At 62.0% G+C, this 20,203-nt stretch carries 17 protein-coding genes; 9 read left to right on the top strand and 8 right to left on the bottom strand.

Annotation, left to right across the window (positions count from 1 at the left end; translation table 11 throughout):
- Both ACK41V_RS12850 and ACK41V_RS12845 read left to right on the top strand, forming a co-directional pair.
- Positions 1-814, top strand: an 814-nt coding sequence (locus ACK41V_RS12850) for an efflux RND transporter permease subunit (RefSeq protein WP_409782896.1), incomplete at its 5' end; no start/stop codon positions are given.
- A 63-nt stretch (positions 815-877) separates the two neighbouring features.
- Complete coding sequence (locus tag ACK41V_RS12845) at positions 878-1,276, top strand: hypothetical protein (protein ID WP_409782894.1); 399 nt, start codon at positions 878-880, stop codon at positions 1,274-1,276.
- Positions 1,277-1,720: 444 nt separating this feature from the next.
- Here ACK41V_RS12845 and ACK41V_RS12840 read toward each other — a convergent pair whose 3' ends face one another.
- A complete protein-coding gene (locus ACK41V_RS12840; protein ID WP_409782892.1) occupies positions 1,721-2,128 on the bottom strand; it encodes a hypothetical protein in 408 nt (135 codons plus the stop codon).
- Between the two features lie 354 nt (positions 2,129-2,482).
- On the opposite strand from ACK41V_RS12840, the gene ACK41V_RS12835 reads away from it, so the two are divergent.
- Positions 2,483-2,845 carry a hypothetical protein gene (locus ACK41V_RS12835; RefSeq protein ID WP_409782890.1) on the top strand — a complete coding sequence of 121 codons (363 nt, stop codon included), beginning with the start codon at positions 2,483-2,485 and terminating at the stop codon, positions 2,843-2,845.
- A gap of 264 nt (positions 2,846-3,109) precedes the next feature.
- Here the strand turns inward: ACK41V_RS12835 and ACK41V_RS12830 are convergent, their stop codons facing one another.
- Positions 3,110-3,931 carry a pyruvate, water dikinase regulatory protein gene (locus tag ACK41V_RS12830; RefSeq protein WP_409782888.1) on the bottom strand — a complete coding sequence of 274 codons (822 nt, stop codon included), beginning with the start codon at positions 3,929-3,931 and terminating at the stop codon, positions 3,110-3,112.
- A 278-nt stretch (positions 3,932-4,209) separates the two neighbouring features.
- Here ACK41V_RS12830 and ppsA point away from each other — a divergent pair, with 278 nt between their 5' ends.
- The 3 genes from ppsA to ACK41V_RS12815 all read left to right on the top strand — a co-directional run bounded on the left by ppsA (position 4,210) and on the right by ACK41V_RS12815 (position 9,137).
- The gene (ppsA, locus tag ACK41V_RS12825) at positions 4,210-6,615 is read left to right on the top strand and encodes a phosphoenolpyruvate synthase (protein ID WP_409782886.1); all 2,406 of its coding nucleotides are present in this window, start codon (positions 4,210-4,212) and stop codon (positions 6,613-6,615) included.
- 61 nt (positions 6,616-6,676) lie between these two features.
- Positions 6,677-7,048: a DUF4212 domain-containing protein gene (locus ACK41V_RS12820; protein WP_409782884.1), complete on the top strand. Its 372-nt coding sequence runs from the start codon at positions 6,677-6,679 to the stop codon at positions 7,046-7,048.
- A complete protein-coding gene (locus ACK41V_RS12815) occupies positions 7,041-9,137 on the top strand; it encodes a VC_2705 family sodium/solute symporter (protein WP_409782882.1) in 2,097 nt (698 codons plus the stop codon). Before ACK41V_RS12820 ends, ACK41V_RS12815 begins: the two co-directional genes overlap by 8 nt.
- A 126-nt stretch (positions 9,138-9,263) precedes the next feature.
- On the opposite strand, the gene ACK41V_RS12810 is transcribed toward ACK41V_RS12815, so the two are convergent.
- The 3 genes from ACK41V_RS12810 to ACK41V_RS12800 form a co-directional block, all read right to left on the bottom strand.
- Positions 9,264-9,623: an FKBP-type peptidyl-prolyl cis-trans isomerase gene (locus ACK41V_RS12810; protein WP_056173849.1), complete on the bottom strand. Its 360-nt coding sequence runs from the start codon at positions 9,621-9,623 to the stop codon at positions 9,264-9,266.
- Positions 9,624-9,780: 157 nt separating this feature from the next.
- Complete coding sequence (locus ACK41V_RS12805; protein ID WP_409782880.1) at positions 9,781-10,092, bottom strand: winged helix-turn-helix transcriptional regulator; 312 nt, start codon at positions 10,090-10,092, stop codon at positions 9,781-9,783.
- Between the two features lie 201 nt (positions 10,093-10,293).
- A complete protein-coding gene (locus tag ACK41V_RS12800) occupies positions 10,294-11,199 on the bottom strand; it encodes a LysR family transcriptional regulator (RefSeq protein ID WP_409782879.1) in 906 nt (301 codons plus the stop codon).
- 126 nt (positions 11,200-11,325) lie between these two features.
- Here ACK41V_RS12800 and ACK41V_RS12795 point away from each other — a divergent pair, with 126 nt between their 5' ends.
- The 3 genes from ACK41V_RS12795 to ACK41V_RS12785 all read left to right on the top strand — a co-directional run bounded on the left by ACK41V_RS12795 (position 11,326) and on the right by ACK41V_RS12785 (position 14,714).
- On the top strand, positions 11,326-12,318 hold the full coding sequence (locus tag ACK41V_RS12795; RefSeq protein ID WP_409782877.1) for a hydroxymethylglutaryl-CoA lyase: 993 nt from the start codon (positions 11,326-11,328) through the stop codon (positions 12,316-12,318).
- A gap of 38 nt (positions 12,319-12,356) precedes the next feature.
- Entirely contained in the window at positions 12,357-13,619 is a 1,263-nt protein-coding gene (locus tag ACK41V_RS12790) for a CaiB/BaiF CoA transferase family protein (RefSeq protein WP_409782875.1), read from the top strand.
- 75 nt (positions 13,620-13,694) lie between these two features.
- Entirely contained in the window at positions 13,695-14,714 is a 1,020-nt protein-coding gene (locus ACK41V_RS12785) for a tripartite tricarboxylate transporter substrate binding protein (RefSeq protein WP_409782873.1), read from the top strand.
- Positions 14,715-14,751: 37 nt separating this feature from the next.
- On the opposite strand, the gene ACK41V_RS12780 is transcribed toward ACK41V_RS12785, so the two are convergent.
- The 3 genes from ACK41V_RS12780 to rpoD form a co-directional block, all read right to left on the bottom strand.
- Entirely contained in the window at positions 14,752-16,341 is a 1,590-nt protein-coding gene (locus tag ACK41V_RS12780) for a methyl-accepting chemotaxis protein (protein WP_409782871.1), read from the bottom strand.
- A gap of 150 nt (positions 16,342-16,491) precedes the next feature.
- The gene (locus tag ACK41V_RS12775; protein ID WP_409782869.1) at positions 16,492-17,514 is read right to left on the bottom strand and encodes a Bug family tripartite tricarboxylate transporter substrate binding protein; all 1,023 of its coding nucleotides are present in this window, start codon (positions 17,512-17,514) and stop codon (positions 16,492-16,494) included.
- Positions 17,515-17,783: 269 nt separating this feature from the next.
- The gene (gene rpoD, locus ACK41V_RS12770) at positions 17,784-20,153 is read right to left on the bottom strand and encodes an RNA polymerase sigma factor RpoD (protein ID WP_409782867.1); all 2,370 of its coding nucleotides are present in this window, start codon (positions 20,151-20,153) and stop codon (positions 17,784-17,786) included.
- Between the last annotated feature and the right edge of the window lie 50 nt (positions 20,154-20,203).

Genomic DNA, 20,203 nt, shown 5'->3' with positions numbered 1-20,203 from the left:
GAGCGCGCGCTCCATCGAGGGCCTGGCGCAGATCATGATCGAGACCCCGCGCGGGCGGGTGCCGCTGTCGCGCCTGGCCAGCATCGAGGACGGCGACGGCCCCAACCAGATCAGCCGCGACGACGGCAAGCGCCGCATCGTGCTCTCGGCCAACGCGCAGGGCAGGGCGCTGTCCGACGTGGTGGCCGACATCCGCCGGGTGGTGGGCGAGACGCGCCTGCCGGATGGCTACTTCATCACCCTGGGCGGCCAGTTCCAGGCGCAGGAGGAGGCCAGCCGCCTGGTGGGCATGCTGGCCGTGGTCTCGCTGGTGCTGATGTTCGTGGTGCTGTACACGCGCTACCGCTCGGCCACGCTGTCGGCGCTGATCATGGCCAACATCCCGCTGGCGCTGGTGGGCGCCGTGCTGGGGCTGTGGATCTCGGGCCAGCCGCTGTCGGTGGCGGCGCTGATCGGCTTCATCACGCTGGCGGGCATCTCGGTGCGCAACGGCATCCTGAAGGTCAGCCACTACCTGAACCTGATGCGCGTGGAGGGCGAGAACTTCGACCACGCCATGATCGTGCGCGGTTCGCTCGAACGCCTCTCCCCCGTGCTCATGACCGCCCTGGTCACCGCCTTCGCGCTGGCCCCTCTGCTGCTGGAGGCCGAGCGCCCCGGCACCGAGATATTGCACCCGGTGGCCGTGGTGATCTTCTCGGGCCTGATCAGCTCGACCTTGCTCGACACCTTCCTGACTCCGGCCCTGTTCTGGCTGTTCGGCCGCAAAGACGCCGAACGTCTGCTGGATGACAAGAACGCCGAGGCTTTCTGAGTTTTTCCTGTTCTCTATTTCTCTATTTCTCTAGTTTTCCATCCACCCTTTGAAAGGACCGTCATGAAAACCACAACCCATCTCTTTGCCGCCCTGGCCCTCACCGTCAGTGTCTCCGGCACAGCATTTGCCGCAGGCGACCACGCCCATGGCCACGACCACAAGCCGCTACACGGCGGCATCGTGGTCGAAGCCAACGACATGGACTACGAACTGGTTGCCAAGCCCGACACCCTCACCCTGCACTTGCGCGACCACGGCAAGCCCGCCAAGACCGAAGGCGTGAGCGCCAAGCTCACCCTGCTGAACGGCACCGAAAAAACTGAGGCCGTGCTGGCGCCTGCAGGGGAGGGCAAGCTGGAGGCTAAGGGTGCGTTCAAGGTCGGAGCTGGCACCAAGGTGGTGGCGCTGGTGACGCTGCCGGGCAAGAAGGCAGCGAATGTGCGGTTTGCGGTGAAGTAAGGGGAAAGGAGGGCAGGGAGCTGCCCTTCCACTCTGCTGGCGCAGTAGTGCCAATTTTTAAGCGAAATCGGGCTCTAGCGCTTATCTATGAAGCGCTGGTAGCTATCAAATCAGTAGTTTCCCCGTTGCTCGCTGGATTGATGTCTCGGCGGGCTCTTGTTGACCAGCAGCAGTCGGAGGCGGTAGATGAAAGCGGACGTTCACTGTAAAGATGACCGGTGACGAATAGCAGTGGCAGAAGATTGAGGACGATATTGGGCGTCCGTCTCGATCGACAAGTTAGCCCATACCCGCGGCTTCCCTACCCAAGACCAATTGTCGAGATGGTTAACCTGCGTCTTTTCTGAGAAGAAAGCGGTCGATCTCGTTATCCAGTACAACGAATCACAGCTCCAAGGAAACTTGGGCAGACCAGTCTCCCGGATCGCGCCGTGGATTTTTCGCTCAAACAAGCCTCTTGCGAATCGCAATCTGAATAAGCGCTACTAAAAAACAAACAGCGGAAATGACCGACGAAAAACCTCTGCCTTGATTGAAGTGTTCGTAAGGCAATATCGCTTGATTTTGAGCAACCAGTTGATAAACTTTTTCCCCGTCGTGCCATACGCTTACGTGTGTACTCTTATCCAAGAAAGATTTCATCTTTTTTGGATCGCATCCTCCTGTCTTTGTGTGGATACATTTTAAATTTTGACCAGTGCTGGTTATCAGGTAAGTAGTTGTCGATACATAGTTTTCCTTTCTCACCATATGGATGCGAGCATCATCCTTTTTAAGCGATTCAAATGCTGGGGCGAACGGCCACAACGCAATTAGCCCAAAGACGCTCGCGAAGGCGAGAAAGAAAATCACACTACCTCGTGTTGGGCCGTTCGAGCTTGCAGTTATTTCTTTGACCATAGGCTGTCTAGAATAATTTCGACTACGTATACCTACAAGGCTTATTTGCGTGTTGATTCCGCGTGCAGGCCTGTCTTTGAATGTAGCGTCACATAACCTCCACGAAACCTACGTTTCCCAGTCGCGTTGGCGTACAAAACTGGTCATAGACGTGTCACGTCGCAGGGAGTCAAGTTGTCTTCGATAGCCATTTTTGACGAAAGGAGTCCACCGTCGGCTCAGGGCCCGCTAGCGCCCCTCGCCGTGGGGCAGAATCCGGCCTCAACCTGGCATTCAGGGATACGCAATAGACATCACGGTGCATGAATGGGACCGTTTCATCAAGGCTGGACAGAGGCCGATATTGACGCCGCGCTTCAGCGTGGCGACCCTGAAGAACTTCTCTACGTTCCAATTGTGCTGGGCATGAATGCCCCGGATTTCGAGCGCGGCTGGGTCGAGGGCATCTGCTTCCACCTCGCAACGCACCCCCACTTTAATGTTCGTGGGAATGCAATTCTCGGGCTGGGGCATGTCGCTCGCACCTGCGGAGCACTTGATACAGAAACCGCTGTTTCCATCAGCGCTCGTGCATTGACTGACGAAAGTGAGTTCGTTCGAGGGCAAGCGCAGTGCGCCACGGATGACATAGAAACTTACCTCGGCGTCAAGGTGACTGGGGACCGATGACTCAAGGGGCATCAAAGCAACCTTCTTAGCAATTGCTGGGGAGCTTCCGCTTTGGGCCCAAACCAGTCCCCATACCGACCATCGTTGCTGTTCTCCGCGCCGTAAAAACCGTTCAAGACGAATCCAAGCAGCGCTAGACAGAAAAATTGCTATTCAATTTATAGCTGCTAGCGCTTTCTGAATAAGCGCTGGAGCCAATTTCCATCAAAAAATTGGCGGTTGCGCACTCGAGAGACGCAGCGTCACCTCTGCACTGCCTCCCCCTCAATACTCCAACCTCTCCGGCCGAATCTCTTGCAGGATCGTCGTCGCAATCTCTTCAATCGACTTCGTGGTCGTAGACAGCCACCGAATCCCCGATCTCCGCATCATCGCCTCGGCCTCGGCGACCTCGTGGCGGCAGTTCACCAGGCTGGCGTACTTGGAGTCGGGGCGGCGTTCGTTGCGGATCTCGGACAGGCGCTCGGGCTGGATGGTCAGGCCGAAGATCTTTTTGCGGTGCGGCTCCAGCGCGGGGGGCAGCTGCCGGCGTTCGAAGTCTTCGGGGATCAGCGGGTAGTTGGCGGCTTTCATGCCGTATTGCATGGCCAGGTACAGGCTGGTGGGGGTTTTGCCGCTGCGGCTCACGCCCACCAGAATCACGTCGGCGCCGGCCAGGTCGCGGTTGCTCTGGCCATCATCATGGGCCAGGCTGAAGTTGATGGCTTCGATGCGGTCGGTGTATTCCTTGCTGCGGCTCACGTCGCTGAACCGGCCCACACGGTGGTGTGATCGGATGCCCAGTTCTTCCTCCAGCGGGTGCACAAAGGTGCCGAACATGTCCAGCAGCATGCCTTTGCAGCCGTCCTGGATGACTTTGAGCACTTCCATGTTCACCAGGGTGGTGAAGACAATGGGTTTTTTGCCCTCGACCTCGCCGGTGTGGTTGATCTGCCGTACGGCCTGGTGGGCTTTGTCCACCGTGTCGATGAAGGGCAGCCGCACGTGTCGCGGCTTCATCTCGAACTGGGCCAGGATGGCATTGCCAAAGGTTTCGGCGGTGATGCCGGTGCCGTCAGAGACAAAAAATACGGTGCGCGAATGCATGGAGGCCCTTTGTGTAAGGACTTGCGCAAATCTGGTTCCGGCAATCGCCGCCCCCTCTTGGGCGCGTAGGTGGCGATTCCCGTTTTGCGCAAGCCGTGTGAAAGCGTCAGCCCGCCGCCAGTGGCACAGGCCTACAATTGTCACAATTATCCAATTCTCACCATGCACACCGTCGGCCTACAACCACAACAACAAAGTCGCAGCCTGTGCATGGCCGCTTGCCTGGGGCTCCCGACAGCCCGGCATGCAGACCCGGTTTCAACTTCTGGAGCTTTCCCATGTCTGCACTTTTCAGCCCGACCGCCCTGGTCGTACCGTTTGAAAACCTGAGAATGACCGATGTCGAGTCGGTGGGCGGTAAAAACGCCTCCCTCGGCGAGATGATCTCCCAACTGCCCCAGGGCGTGCGCGTACCCACGGGCTTTGCCACCACGGCCCACGCGTTTCGCCAGTTTCTGGCCCACGACGGCCTGGCCGATAAGATCAGCGCCAAGCTCAAGGTGCTGGACACCGAAGACGTACGGGCGCTGGCGAAAGTCGGCGCAGAAATCCGCGCCATGGTCGAGGCCCAACCTTTCCCGGCCGACCTGCAACAAGCCATTGCCGACGCCTTTGCCACGCTGAGCGCGGGTAACCCTGCTGCCTCTTTTGCCGTGCGCTCGTCTGCCACCGCCGAAGACTTGCCCGACGCCTCGTTTGCTGGCCAGCAGGAAACGTTCTTGAACGTGGTGGGCATCGACGATGTGCTTCACAAGATGAAGGAAGTGTTCGCGTCGCTGTACAACGACCGCGCCATCTCTTATCGCGTGCACAAGGGTTTTGAGCACGATGTGGTGGCCCTGTCGGCCGGTGTGCAGCGCATGGTGCGCTCTGACCTGGGCGCGGCGGGCGTGATGTTTACCATCGACACCGAATCCGGTTTTGAAGAAGTTGTCTTTATTACCAGCAGCTATGGCCTGGGCGAGACGGTGGTGCAGGGCGCTGTGAACCCTGACGAGTTCTATGTGCACAAGCCCATGCTCAGAGCGGGCAAGAAAGCGCTGATCCGCCGCAACCTGGGCAGCAAGCTGATCCAGATGGTGTTCTCGACGGCGGACGAGAAGGCCCAAAGCGGCAAGCTGGTCAAGACCGTGGATGTGCCGACCGAGCAGCGCAACCGCTATTCGCTGACCGATGCCGATGTGGAGCAACTGGCGCGCTACGCGCTGGTGATCGAACAACATTACGGCCGCCCCATGGACATCGAGTGGGGCAAAGACGGCACCGACGGCCACCTTTACATCCTGCAAGCACGGCCCGAGACGGTGAAGAGCCAGTCCAAGGGCCAGGCCGAGTTGCGTTACAAGCTCAAGGGCCAAGGCACCGTGCTGGCCGAAGGCCGCGCCATTGGCCAGAAGATCGGCACCGGCCCCGTGCGCCTGGTGCACAACATTTCGGAGATGGACAAGGTCCAGCCCGGCGATGTGCTGGTGACCGACATGACCGACCCCAACTGGGAGCCCGTGATGAAGCGCGCCAGCGCCATCGTCACCAACCGGGGCGGCCGCACCTGCCACGCCGCCATCATTGCGCGCGAGCTGGGCATTCCGGCTGTGGTGGGTTGTGGTGATGCCACGGAGCTGCTGAAAGACGGCACGTTGGTCACGGTGAGCTGCTCTGAAGGCGACACCGGCAAGATCTACGACGGCCTGCTGGAAACGGAAATCACCGAAGTCCAGCGCGGCGAGATGCCTCCTATCAAGACCAAGATCATGATGAACGTGGGCAACCCCCAGCTGGCGTTTGACTTCTGCCAGTTGCCGAACGAAGGTGTGGGCCTGGCCCGGTTGGAGTTCATCATCAACAACAACATCGGCGTGCACCCCAAGGCCATCCTGGACTACCCGCAGATCGATGCCGACCTGAAAAAGGCGGTTGAATCGGTGGCCCGCGGCCATGCCAGCCCCCGCGCTTTCTACGTGGACAAGGTTGCCGAAGGCGTGGCCACCATTGCCGCCGCGTTCTGGCCCAAGCCAGTCATCGTGCGCCTGTCGGACTTCAAGTCCAACGAGTACCGCAAGCTGATTGGCGGCAGCCGCTACGAGCCCGAAGAAGAAAACCCGATGCTGGGCTTCCGTGGCGCTGCGCGTTACTTGAGCGCTGATTTTGGCGAGGCGTTTGCCATGGAGTGCGAGGCACTGAAGCGCGTGCGCAACGACATGGGTCTGACCAATGTGCAGGTGATGGTGCCCTTTGTGCGCACCCTCGGTCAGGCCGAGCGCGTGACGCAGCTGCTGGCGCAGCACGGCCTCTCGCGCGGCAAGGACGACCTCAAGGTCATCATGATGTGCGAGGTGCCGAGCAACGCCATCCTGGCCGAACGCTTCCTCGAGTTCTTCGACGGCTTCTCCATTGGCTCCAACGACCTGACTCAGCTCACCCTGGGCCTGGATCGTGATTCGGGCCTGGAACTGCTGGCGCACGACTTTGACGAGCGCGACCCTGCCGTGCAAGCCCTGATCCACCAAGCCATCAAGGCCTGCCTGGCGCAGGGCAAGTACATCGGTATCTGTGGCCAGGGCCCCAGCGACCACCCTGACTTTGCGCAGTGGCTGGCCAAAGAGGGCATCTCGTCGATCTCGCTCAACCCCGACAGCGTGATCGCCACCTGGCAGCAACTGGCAGCCGCTGGCGAGCTGACCTGAGTTGACCTGACCGGACCGGGCTGCCCATGCGTCATCTGCACCAGCTACCCGTGTGCCCGTGATGCTGCAGCCCCGAAACCCCAACCCGCACCATCCCCGTGCGCACGATGCAGAAATGGCGGGCCCGTTCCCGCCGGATCTGCATGACGTGCGGCACCTTTGGCTCAAGGCCGGGCTGCTGGTGGTGTGGGCGCTGGTGTCGTTTGTGGCCACGTATTTCGCCCGCGACCTGCAGTTTCTGGTGGCGGGCGGTTGGCCCCTGGGGTACTGGATTGCGGCACAAGGCGCGGTGCTGGTGTTCATTGCGCTCGTGGTGGTTTATGGCTGGGCCATGAACCGTTTTGAGCGGCAGGATGCAGAGCGGCTTGCCGCCAGCGCCCAGTTGCCCGACGCAGACAAACCGCGCGGTGAAGGGGCTTTGCCCCATGGCTGAGCCCAGCGCGTCTGAAGCGGCGAGCGACCGCGCCTACCTCTGGCGGCTGCACCGCATTCTGGCGCTGTATGTGATTGGCGTCCTCGGCTTTCTGCTCCTCATGGCCTGGGCCGAGCGCCAAGGCCTGTCGCGCCACTGGATTGGCCCCATCTTTCTGTTCCTCACCGTCATGGTCTATGCGGGCATCGGTGTGTATTGCCGCACGACCGACGCCGAGGAGTATTACGTGGCGGGGCGGCGCATTCCGCCCATGTACAACGGCATGGCTGCGGCGGCTGACTGGATGAGCGCAGCCTCGTTCATCAGCCTGTCTGGCGCGCTGTACCTGCAGGGCTTTTCGGGCACGCCGGGGCAAGCGGGTGGTTTGGCCTATCTGCTGGGTTGGACGGGGGGCTTTTGCTTGGTGGCCATGCTGATTGCGCCGCATTTGCGGGCCATGGGCCTGTACACGGTGCCCGACTTTTTCCATGTGCGTTTCGGTGGGCGCTGGCCCCGCGTGATCGCCGCGTTGGCGGCGGTGTTGTGCTCGTTCACCTACGTGGTGGCGCAGATCTACGGTGTGGGTTTGATTGCTTCACGCCTGACCGGCGTGCAGTTCGAGATCGGCATCATGCTGGGCTTGGGCGGGGTGCTGCTGTGCTCGTTTCTGGGCGGCATGCGCGCCATCACCTGGACGCAGGTGGCGCAGTACGTGGTGCTGCTGCTGGCATTTTTGATTCCGGTGTCGTGGCTGGCGTACAAGCAGCTGGGCAACCCATTGGCGCCGTTGGTCTATGGCGCGCAGATCAGCAAGATTGCCGACCTGGAAGCGCAGCTGCTGGATTCGCCCGCAGAACACCAGGTGGTGCAGGCCTACCAACGCCGCGCTAAGGAGTTTGAAGCCCGGCTGCTGGACGTGGAAAGCGCGCTGGAGAACGAACGGGAAAAAGCCCGAGAGCGCATTCGGACCCTGCGCAATCAGAATGCCGACGTGGGCCTCATCGTGTCTGCCAGCCGGGAGCTGGCGGCTTTGCCGCGGGATGCCGCAGCCGCCCGCGAACGCTGGACGCGCGAAATGCGCGAAAACTACGAACGCGCGCGCCCCTTGGGTGGGCTGCCGCTGCACAGCCAGGCCTACGTGGGCGACCCGGACGGCACGCCTGAGGAGCAGCGCGACTACGAGCTGACCCGGCGCAACTTTTTGGCGCTCATGTTTTGCCTGATGGTGGGCACGGCCGGGTTGCCCCATCTGCTGACGCGGTACTACACCTCACCCACCGTGTCGGCGGCGCGCGCGTCGGTGGGATGGTCCTTGTTTTTCATTGCGCTGCTGTATTTGAGTGCGCCCGCTCTGGCGGTGCTGGTGAAGTTTGAAGTCATGCAAAACCTGGTGGGCAGCAGCTTTGAGGCCTTGCCCAACTGGATGGCGCAGTGGGCGCGCGTGGACAGCTCGCTGCTGTCGGTCGAAGACGTGAACGGCGATGGGTTTGTGCAGTTTGGCGAGATTCGCCTGGGCGCTGACCTCATCATGCTGGCCACGCCCGAACTGGGCGGCTTGCCTTATGTGGTGTCGGGCCTGGTGGCTGCCGGGGGCCTGGCGGCGGCGCTGTCCACCGCCGATGGATTGTTGCTGACCATCAGCAATGCGCTGGTGCGGGACCTGTACTTTCCGGATGCGCAACGCAAGGCGTCGCCGGAGCAGCGGGTGATTCTCACCAAATTCACCTTGCTGGCCGTAGCGTTGTCGGCCGCGTTCGTGGCCGCCCTCAAGCCGTCCGAGATCTTGCCGATGGTGTCGGCATCGTTTTCGCTGGCGGCGTCGGCCTTTGTGCCGGTGATGGTGCTGGGCATCTTTTGGCGCGGCACCACGCGCCAGGGAGCGGTGGCAGGCATGTTGGCAGGGCTGGGGGTCGCCGTGTATTACATGCTGTCGCACGTGCCCGTTCTGAAGGTGCTGCCGGCCTGGTTGTTGGCAGATGGCCTGTGGTTCGGTATTCAGCCCATCTCGGCGGGCGTGTTTGGCGTGCCTGCAGGGTTGGTGGCGGCGGTGTTGGTGAGCTGGGCTACCCGCCCTGCGCCCCCGCGGCCCGTGGTGCGCTCTGAAATGTGACTTGCTGGCTCGCTCTGATCAGAGCAAGGTTCTTTTTTGCAAACCGCTGAAAACAAAAAAGCGGCCCTCAGGCCGCTTTGGTTGTCACTGCACCGTGTGGTGGCAGGGCGCAGAGAGCAGCAGCGCTTAGCGGCCGACCTTCAGCAGTTCCACATCAAATTTCAGCGTGGCATTGGGAGGAATCACGCCGCCTGCACCGCGGGCACCATAGCCCAGGGCTGCCGGAATGATCAGCGTGCGCTGGCCGCCGATTTTCATGCCCTGAACACCTTCGTCCCAGCCTTTGATGACCATGCCTGCACCCAGCGAGAACTCGAACGGGTCGTTGCGGTCGCGGCTGGAGTCGAACTTGGCGCCTTGTTCGCCATTGTTGTAGAGCCAGCCGGTGTAGTGCACCGAAACGTTCTGGCCCTTGGCGGCTTCAGCGCCTTCGCCCACAGTGGTGTCTTCGTATTGGAGGCCGGATGCGGTGGTGGTCAGTGCCATGGATGAAATTCCTAGTTTGCTATTGAAAATATAGCTATCAGCGCTTGATGGATAAGCGCTAGAAGCATTTTTGACCCTTATTTTAACGAAAGCCCCGCTCGGACGGGCCGGCGGGGCTTTGCCCAGAACGGGCAGGTCGGTGGGGCAGCCTCCTGGCCTATGCGGCCTTCTTGGCCCTGCCAGCCACCCAACGGGTGGCAAAGGCCTGCACATCGCTGAGGCGCTTGAGCAAATCAGCGCCCGAGGGAGTGACGGTGTAGCCGTCACTGCCGTGGTCCACAAATCCGGCTTCGCGCAGTTCTTTGATGCGGGTGTTCAGCGTGTTGGGGGTGATGCCCCCCACGCTGTCTTGCAGCAGACGGAAGGTCTGGGGGTGGCCATCCTTCAGGGCCCACAGCACGCGCAACGCATAACGGCATTCAAGTCGCTCAAAAAGCTGGTTGATGGCGACATTTTCTTTGGAGCTCATGGACGCTTCTCCTCGCGCAAGTGTTAAATCTAAGTTCGGAGCGGGTGGCCTGTGCCGAGCCCGCTGATGCGCTGAGACTATAGCGCGGAACCCGTTTTGCTACAAGTTTGGTAGCTCAGAACGCACGGCACATATGCGCTAAGGCGAGAAAATACGATATTCGCTATCAAAATGTTGCGAAGCGGCCACGGATCGGCACCGTCATTGTGGGTGGCCCTGCCGGGCCAGATGACTCACCAGCAGGTGTGCCGCCGGGGGCAGGGTCATGGCGCTGCGGTAGCAAATGGCAAACCGCCGCCGCGCCCAAGGATCGCTCAACGGGACGATGCAAACCGGCGCTGATTGGGCAAAGTGTGCCGCCACTTCACGCGGCACCACACTGATGGCCAGGTTGGCACGCACCACGCGCAAAGCGGCGTCAAAGTTGGACACCAGCACCCGGTGCGCCAGCATTTTTCCTTCCACCGCTGCGGCACGCGCCAGCAAGACTTGCACTGCGCTCAGCGCGGGCATGCTCACAAATTCGTAGTCCAGCACATCGGCAAACCGCACGCTGGGCAGCTGTGCCACGGGGTGTGAGGCATGGGCCACCACGGCCAGGTGGTCGCTGCGGTAGCCGCAGGTTTCCAGCCCGGAAAGGTCGGCCGCGTCCCAGCAAATGCCGATGGAGGCACTGCCTTCACGAATGCCTTGGACGACTTCCGGGCTCACGCGTTCTTCCAGGCTGACCTGGATGTCGCGGTGGGCAGGGTCTTGCAGAAAGGCCGCCACATCGTCGGCCAGTGATTCGGCCATGACCGATGCGGTGACCAGCATGCGCACATGGCCCCGGGTGCCGGTGGCATAGGCCGCCATGTCGCGTTCGATCTGCCCCACGCTGGCCAGCATGGTGCGCGCGTGTTCCAGCAAGGTTTCACCCGCTGGGGTGGGCACCACGCCCCGCCGTTTGCGCACCAGCAGTGGGGTGCCAACGGTGTCTTCGAGTTGAGCTAGCCGTTTGCTGATGGCAGAACCCACGATGGACTCTTGCTCGGCCGCACGGGCAATGCTGCGGTGGTCGCACACCGCGGCAAAAAACCGCAGGGTTTGCAGGTCGAGGTTTCGCATGGTTGGGCTTCGAAAGGGGGTTTTGATATTCCGTTTGGGAAGCATAGGGCTTCCAAAATGTATTTTCTGATTCAGTTGGGAATTTTTAGAATCCAACCCATACCGAAAATTCGACGGAGACAAGCTTTGAACACTGCTCTTCATTCCCCCGGGCACAGCGCGCCCACCCACCGTGGGCGCCCGAGCGCTGTGGTGCGCGAAGTGGGCCTGCGCGATGGGCTGCAGAGCATTGCCACCGTGGTGCCCACTGCGCACAAGATCGAGTGGATCAACGCCGCCTACGCAGCCGGTCAGCGCGAGATGGAAGTGGGCTCCTTCGTGCCTGCCCGCTTGTTGCCACAACTGGCAGACACCGCCGACGTGCTGGCCCATGCCAAGACGTTGGCGGGGCTCTTCGCATCCGTTCTGGTGCCCAACTACAAGGGGGCCGAGCTTGCGCTGGACCGGGGCGCTGATCTGATGGTGGTGCCACTGTCTGCCAGCCACGCTCACAGCCTGGCCAACCTGCGCAAAACGCCTGACGAGGTGGTGGCTGAAGTCGCGCGCATTCGTGCGCTGCGCGACGCAGGCGGTCACCACTCGCTGATTGAAGGAGGTGTGGGCACCGCTTTTGGCTGCACCCTGCAGGGCGAGGTGGCTGAAAGCGAGGTTCTGCGCCTGATGCAGGCACTGCTGGACGCAGGCGCTGACCGGGTGAGCCTGGCCGACACCGTGGGTTATGCCGACCCTGCTTCTGTCCATCGCCTTTTCGACAAAGCCCGCGCCTTGGTGGGGGACCGCCTGTGGTGCGCGCATTTTCATGACACGCGGGGAATGGGGCTGGCCAATGCTTATGCCGCTTGGCAAACAGGTATCGCACGTTTTGACGCCTGCCTGGCGGGCATTGGCGGCTGCCCCCATGCGCCGGGCGCCAGTGGCAATGTCACCACCGAAGATCTGGTTTTCATGCTGGAGCGCATGGGGGTGGCGACTGGCATCGACTTGCCCGGGTTGCTGGCACTGCGGCAGCGTGTGGCGGGATGGCTGTCGGGCGAAACACTGCATGGCACGCTGTGGCGGTCCGGATTGCCTCGCACGTTCGTCCACGGTGCGCCCCCTGCCGTATTGGCTGCGGCTTGATGAAGCAGGCGCCTGCTCGCATCCCTTATCGTTAGCCCATGACTTCTACCTCCACCCCCTCTGCTTCATCGTCTGCCAGCGCTTCGGCGCCTCACGCGCCTGACGCGCCCGTGCCACGCCCTTTGCCACTCGACGGGCTGCGGGTGGTGGAGTTCACCCACATGGTCATGGGCCCCACCTGCGGCATGGTGCTGGCCGATCTGGGCGCCGAAGTGATCAAGGTAGAGCCGGTGGATGGGGACCGCACGCGCCATTTGTTGGGCGCAGGGGCGGGTTTTTTCCCGATGTTCAACCGCAACAAGAAGAGCATCGCGCTCGACCTGCGCAGCCCCGAGGGGCTGGAGGTGGCACGCAAACTGGCCGCATCGGCTGACGTGGTGGCCCAGAACTTCAAGCCGGGTGTGATGACCAAGTACGGGCTGGACTACGCTGCGCTGAGCCAGATCAACCCCCGTCTCATCTATGTCAACCACACCGGTTTTTTGCCCGGCCCCTACGAACATCGCACGGCGCTTGATGAAGTGGTGCAGATGATGGGCGGGCTGGCCTACATGACCGGCCGCCCAGGTGACCCTCTGCGCGCGGGCAGCAGCGTGAACGACATCATGGGCGGCATGTTCGGCGCCATTGGTGCCATGGCGGCCTTGATGCAGCGTGGCATCACGGGGCGCGGGCAAGAGGTGGACTCGGCCCTGTTCGAAAACAACGTTTTTCTGGTGGGCCAGCACATGATGCAGTACGCCGTCACCGGCAAGCCTGCTGCGCCCATGCCCGACCGCATTTCATCGTGGGCGCTGTACGACGTGTTCAGCGTGAAGGATGGTGATCAGATTTTTTTGGCGGCCGTCAGTGATGCGCAATGGATCACCTTCTGCGATGCGCTGGGGTTTGCCGACCTGAAAGCCGCCCCGCACCTGGTTACCAACAACGACCGCGTGCGTGCACGCGCCACGCTGATGCCTGACTTGCGCCAGCGACTCGCCGCCTACAGCGGCGCTGAATTGGCAGCCATCTTTGAAAAGCACGGGCTGCCGTTCGCTCCCATCTTACGGCCCGAACAGCTGTTCGATGACCCCCACCTCAACGCTACGGGCGGGCTGGCCGACATCACCCTGCCCGACGGAGAGCGGGCAGGGCAGACCGCCCGCACGACGCTGTTCCCACTGCGCATGGATGGCCAGCGCCTGGGAGTGCGCTTGCAGCCGCCGGTGCTGGGCCAGCACACGGCTGCACTGATGGAAGAGCTTGGCTACACACCCGAAGAGGTGCGGGCCCTGCAGCAAAGGCATGCCGTGGCCTGAGCCGCACAACCCGGTCGTACCGCGGTGGGCACAGCGCCTGGCATTGAACGAATACAACAACGGAGACAAAACGCCATGCATCACGACACACCTTTCACACCACCCCATTTGCAGCGCGGTGGTATGCCGCGGCGCACCGCACTGGCCACTCTGGCGGGCTTGGCAGCGGGCGTTGCAGCGCCTTTTGGCGCCTGGGCGCAAGCGACTGACCGCCCGGTGCGCTTGATCCTGCCGGTGAGCGCTGGCTCGGGCGTGGACGGCCTGGCGCGCGCGTTCGGTCCCAGCTTGGGCAAGTCGCTGGGGCGCCCCGTGGTGGTGGAAAACTTCCCCGGTGCGGGCGGTATCACGGGCACCTCCATGATCGTCAAGGCGCCTAAAGATGGCGCTGCGCTGGGCATGGTGTCGAACAACCACGTGGTCAACCCCAGCGTGTTCAAGAACATCCCTTACGACGCGGTGGACGACATCACGCCGATCACGGTGATTGGCGCTACCCCGTTTGTGCTGGTGGCGCATCCGTCGGTGGCCGCCAGGAATGTGCAAGAACTCATTATGCTGGCCAAGGCGCAACCCGGCACGCTCAACTATGGCTCTTCGGGCAATGGAACCATCCTGCACCTGGCTGCAGAAATGTTCGTGCATGAAGCCCAGGTGGACATCAAACACATCCCCTACCGCGGCATGGGCCCGCTGACGGCCGACGTGCTGGGCGGGCAGATTCAGCTGGCGTTCATCGCCGTGGCGGTGGCGGTTCCCCACTTGAAGGCGGGCACGCTCAAGGCCATCGGGTTGTCGTCCACTACCCGCTCTGCGCTGTTGCCAGACCTGCCCACCATTGCAGAACAAGGGCTGCCGCAGTACGCACTGGATGGCTGGGTAGCCTTGGTGGGACCGGCGGGTCTGCCCAAGGCAGAAAGCGACCGCATCTACCAGGCTGTGCGCGCCACCCTGTCGGTGCCGGAGGCCCGAGACGCCTTGCTGGCGCAGGGCTACCAGTTGCAAGGCACCACGCCTGAGGCGACCACGGCCTTTTTTCGGGCCGAAGTGGTGCGCATGGCGAAGCTCGTCAAGCAGTCGGGCCTGAAGATCGACTGACGCTGTGCTCCGTAGCCTGGCGTTGTAATTCGAGGTTTCAGCGCCCCGGCTGTGACGGCGCAGCCAGTGCGGGTGCACGGAGGGCTCCGCGCAGGCGGAACACCTCTACCGCCTCCACCAGCTGGCGGGCTTGGCCACTCAGGCTGCCCGCCGCGGCCGCACTTTCTTCTACCAGGGCGGCATTTTGCTGGGTGGCTTCGTCCATGCGGACGATGGCCTGCGTCACGCGCAGCATGTCGCTGGTTTGCGCCGCGCTGGCCTGACTGATTTCTTCCATCAAGGCGCTCACGCCCTGGATGGACGAGACTACCTCGGTCATGGTGGTGCCCGCGTTGCGGGCCAGGTCAGATCCCGCCTGTACGCGCTCCACGCTGGTCTGAATAAGTTGCTTGATCTCGCGGGCCGCGCCTGCGCTGCGGGTGGCCAGGCTGCGGACTTCGCTGGCCACCACGGCAAAGCCGCGGCCTTGTTCGCCCGCTCGGGCTGCTTCGACCGCCGCGTTGAGCGCCAGGATATTGGTCTGAAACGCGATACCGTCGATGACGCCAATGATGTCCGCAATGCGGCGCGAACTGTCCTGAATGCCTTGCACCACTTCCACCATCTGCGTCACCACATCGCCGCCACGCTGGGCCACGGTAGCACCGTTGCGCGCGAGCTCGTTGGCGCGTTGGGCGTTGGATGCGTTCTGTTGCACGGTGGCTTGCAGTTGCTGCATCGATGACGTGGTTTCGTCCAGCGACGACGCCTGGTCTTCTGTGCGCATGCTGAGGTCCGCATTGCCTTGTGCGATCTCCGCACTGGCGCTGGCCACGCCTTCTGCATTGCTGCGCACGCCCGACACCACGTTTTCCAGGTTGTCCTGCATGGAACGCAGGGCTTGCAGCAGGCGGGCGGGTTCGTCTTTGCCGTCGACCTGAATGGTGGTGGTCAGGTCTCCGGCAGCCACCTTGTTGGCCACCGACACCGCCACCTGGAGCGGGCGGACCACCGAGCGTGTCAGCAACCAGCCTGCGCAACCGCCCAGGGCGGTCACCAGCGCCAGCGCCACCAGGCTGCTGATGAGTGCCCGCCGCGCGTCCAGTGCGGCTTGCTGCGCAATGGCCGCACTGCTGGCGGCCACCTGCTGCCCCAATGTGGTCAGCAGCTTGGCAGGGCCCTGGTCAATGTCGGCCACATCGGCGTCTCCTGCCGACGGCACAAAACCCAGGGATTGAAACACCTCAAACCCTTTGCGGTAGCCCTGCGCCATCTGGGTGTGTGCGTTGGTGAAGTTCTGCAGCGCGGCTTTTTCCTGCGCATCGGTCAGTTGTGGCTCCAGCGCCTTGGCAGCGTCGGCCACACGTTTCTCGCTGGCCTGAAATGCGGCCCAGTGCAGCTCCCGTTTGCGCGCGTCCTCCCCGCGCAGCAACGTGTTTTTCCATTCCAGCACCTGGGTTTTGAATTCGCTCTCCATGCGGCTCACCGCGCGCTCCTGGGCCACTCGGTCCTGCACGGTGGAGTCGTAGGTGCCGAGGGTCTTGTAAAGGGCTGCGATGCCAAACAGCGCGGCGCCTAAAAGCAGCGCGAGGACAAGGCCCAGTGCGGTGGCCATGCGGGCACCGATGGAGTGGTTGGACATTTTCATCAGAAGATCCTTGCGATGCGTTTCAGCTTGACTGGCTGCAATAGACACTGGCGCGACCCTAGCCAATAGCAATGGCCGCCGTGCAAGGGCTGCCGCGCCGCACGGGTGGCATCTCCCTCGTGGCTAACGCGGGACGCGCTTAAAGGGGTTTCAAGCCTTTAACTTGAGCAAGTACACCATCACCCGCGCCGTGGTGAGGTCCAACTCCATGAACTCTGCCAAATCCTTACCTGCCAGCCAAGAGGGCTCCCACCGGTTCTGTTTGAGCGTACGCAGCCACGATTCGTGCGCTGTGGCTGCTTCTACGGCTGCGAGCATTTCTGCAGTGCGTGCTGCGGACACCCCTTTGCCGGTGAACACCCCGCGCCAGTTGGCCATGGTGGCGTCCAGCCCCTGCTCGCGAAACGCTGGCAGCCCAAAGACGCTGCGGCGTGAGGACACACCGATGGCGCGAAGCTTGCCGGAAGCGATGGCGTCGCTGAATTCGCTGTAGCCAGAAAGGCCCACCGAGGCCGTCCCCGTCACCAGCGCCTCCACCACTTCAGCGCCGCCCGCAAAAGGCTTGTAAACCAGGTCGTCCGGCTTGGCTTTGGACGCACGCGCCAGCACCCCGGCAAAGATGTGGTCCACCCCACCGGCAGAGCCACCTGCGACGGGCATCGAACGCAAATCTGCGCGCATCGCCTCAGACAGATCCTTGGTGTTCTTGATGGGTGACTTGGCGGCCACGGCAGCCACCAGATAGTCACTGGTCAGACGCGCAAGCGGCTGGATCTGCGTCATGTCCACCGCAGGTTTTTGCAATGCTACGGCGCCGACCATCACCATTCCACCCATGAACAGGGCGTTGGCATCGTTGCCATATTTTTCGACGTATTTGGCAAGTCCTATGGTGCCGCCTTTGCCGCCCATGTTTTCGTATTCCACCTGGTCCGTCGCGCCCGCGGCCACCAACGCCGCACCCAGGGCACGGCCAGTCTGGTCCCAGCCTCCACCAGGGTTGGCAGGAATCACGATGCGCAGCGTGCCTGTCAGTTTGGGCGCTTTGGCCGGAGCGGGGCGGGGCGCATTGGTGCTGGTCTGAGCCCAGGCAGAGGGGCCGAATGTGGTCCAGGCCGTGGCGGCCAGTACGGATTGCGCGATGGCTTTGCGGCGGTTGATATCTGCAGACATGGGGTATCCCTTGAGAGGTCGTACGTGGTTCAGAATCACCGGATGCGGCTGTTGCCGTGATCGAACCTTTGGCTGTGCTGCTGTGTGCCAGCAACCCCACCACCTCGCGCGGCATCGAATCTTCCCGATGTGCGGGCAATGGTCGCCCTCCAAACTGTCAGTCTGCTGTCCGTGGCATCAGGGTAAACGAGGAGTGTTTACTTCATCACAATGAAAAACGCCCTGCGCCGCGATTGCGGGGCGGGGCGTAAGCGGTTGGAAGTGCAGGCTTACAGCGAGTCGATAAAGCTGCGCAGCTTGTCCGAGCGGCTGGGGTGTTTGAGCTTGCGCAGCGCCTTGGCTTCTATTTGGCGGATGCGTTCGCGCGTCACGTCAAATTGCTTGCCCACTTCTTCCAGCGTGTGGTCGCTGGTCATTTCGATACCGAAGCGCATGCGCAGCACCTTGGCTTCGCGGGGGGTCAGGCCATCGAGGATGTCCTTGACCACATCGCGCAGGCCGGCCTGCATGGCGGCTTCGATAGGCGCGGTGTTGGCACCGTCCTCGATGAAATCGCCCAGGTGGCTGTCGTCGTCGTCCCCGATCGGCGTTTCCATGGAGATCGGCTCTTTGGCGATCTTCATGATCTTGCGGATCTTGTCCTCGGGGATCTCCATCTTGGCCGCCAGGATGGACGCATCGGGCTCAAAACCAAACTCTTGCAAGTGCTGGCGGCTGATACGGTTCATCTTGTTGATCGTCTCGATCATGTGCACCGGGATCCGGATGGTGCGCGCCTGATCGGCAATCGAGCGGGTGATGGCCTGGCGAATCCACCACGTGGCGTACGTCGAGAACTTGTAACCACGGCGGTATTCGAACTTGTCCACGGCCTTCATCAGGCCGATGTTGCCTTCCTGGATCAAATCGAGGAACTGCAGACCACGGTTCGTGTACTTTTTGGCGATGGAAATCACGAGCCGCAGGTTGGCCTCAATCATTTCCTTCTTGGCATCGCGCGAAGTGGCTTCGCCTTCGTTCATGCGCTTGTTGATGCCCTTGAGCTCTGGCAGCGGCACGACCACACGCGACTGCAGGTCCATCAGCTTTTGCTGCAGGTCCTGAATGGGCGGCACGTTGCGCGCCATCACGGCAGACCAGGGCTTGCCGGCAGCGGCTTGCTTTTCCACCCAGTTCAGGTTCAGCAGGTTGGGCGGAAAGTCCTTCACAAAGGTTTCCTGCGGCATGCCGCACTTGTCCACGATGATGCGGCGCAGCTCGCGTTCCTTCTTGCGCACATCGTCCACCTGGCCGCGCACCATGTCGCACAGCTTTTCGATGGTCTTGGCGGTGAAGCGGATGGTCATCAGCTCGGCCGACAGGGCCTGCTGGGCCTTCACGTACGCAGGGGTGCCGTAGCCTTCCTTGTCGTACACCTTGTGCACCTTTTCGAACAGCTCGCGCAGCTTGTCAAAGCGCTCCAGCGCCTGCTTCTTGAGTTCTTCAAGTTTCTTGGTCAGGGCCTTGGAGCCGCCCTTGCCGTCGTCGTCATCGGCTTCGTCGAACTCGTCGAAGTCTTCTTCGGCCACATAGTCGTCGGCCTCGTTGGGGTTGGAGAAACCGTCCACGATGGTCGAGATGACGACCTTGCCTTCGCGGATGTCCTCGCCCATGTTCAGGATCTCGGCGATGGTGGCGGGCGATGCACTGATCGCTTCCATCATCGCCATCAGGCCGCCTTCGATGCGCTTGGCGATTTCGATTTCGCCTTCGCGGGTCAGCAGCTCGACCGTGCCCATTTCGCGCATGTACATGCGAACCGGGTCGGTGGTGCGGCCGAATTCCGAGTCCACGGTGGACAGCGCGGCTTCGGCGGCTTCTTCGGCTTCTTCTTCGGTGGCGCCTGCGGGGGCGTTGTCCGTGATGATCAGCGCTTCGGCGTCGGGCGTCTGTTCGTACACCGCCACACCCAGGTCGTTCAGGGTGGTGATGACGGCTTCAAGGGTTTCGGCATCGACCAGCTTGTCGGGCAAGTGGTCGTTGATTTCTACGTGCGTGAGGTAGCCGCGTGTTTTGCCCAGCTTGATCAGCGCCTTCAGGCGCGCACGGCGCTTGGCCATGTCTTCTTCGGACAGGACGGTTTCGTCCAGGCCAAATTCCTTCATCAAGGCGCGTTCCTTCGCCTTGCTGATCTTCATGCGCAGGGGCTTGACCTTTTCGACCGTGGCAGCGGTTTCGGTGGTCGTCTCTTCGACTTCACCTTCCAAGTCGGCTTCGATGTCAGACAGATCGGTGTCGTCACCGCTGTCGTCACTGGCGGCACCCGCCTTTGGCTTGCGTCCACGCTTGGCGGGAGCCTTGGCTTCGGCGGCACCTGCGGCTTTGGCGGGACGGCCTGGGCGCTTTTTCGGGGTTTCGTCGTCGTCAGACACCACAGCCTTGGCGGCGGGCTTCTTCTTCAGCAATTCATCGGCAGCTTTTGTCAGCTCGGCAGAACTTTTCACGGGCACAGTTTTCACTTTCTTGGCAACCGGGGCGGGCGCGGCGGCAGCCTTTTTAGGGGCAACCTTGGCCGGGGCTTTGGCAGCGGTTTTGGAGACAGCCTTTGCGGCGGTGCCTGGGGCGGACTTGGATGGCTTCGCGGACTTTTGAGCAGGCATGTAACAACCTCAGGATCAAAAACGGACACAAAGAAAACGCAAGCGCCTTG

The organism is Acidovorax sp. (assembly GCF_046291265.1).
Taxonomy (GTDB): Bacteria; Pseudomonadota; Gammaproteobacteria; order Burkholderiales; family Burkholderiaceae_C; genus Acidovorax.
The sequence above is the reverse complement of the archived record's forward strand: the minus strand, read 5'-3'. Positions and strand labels throughout refer to the sequence as shown.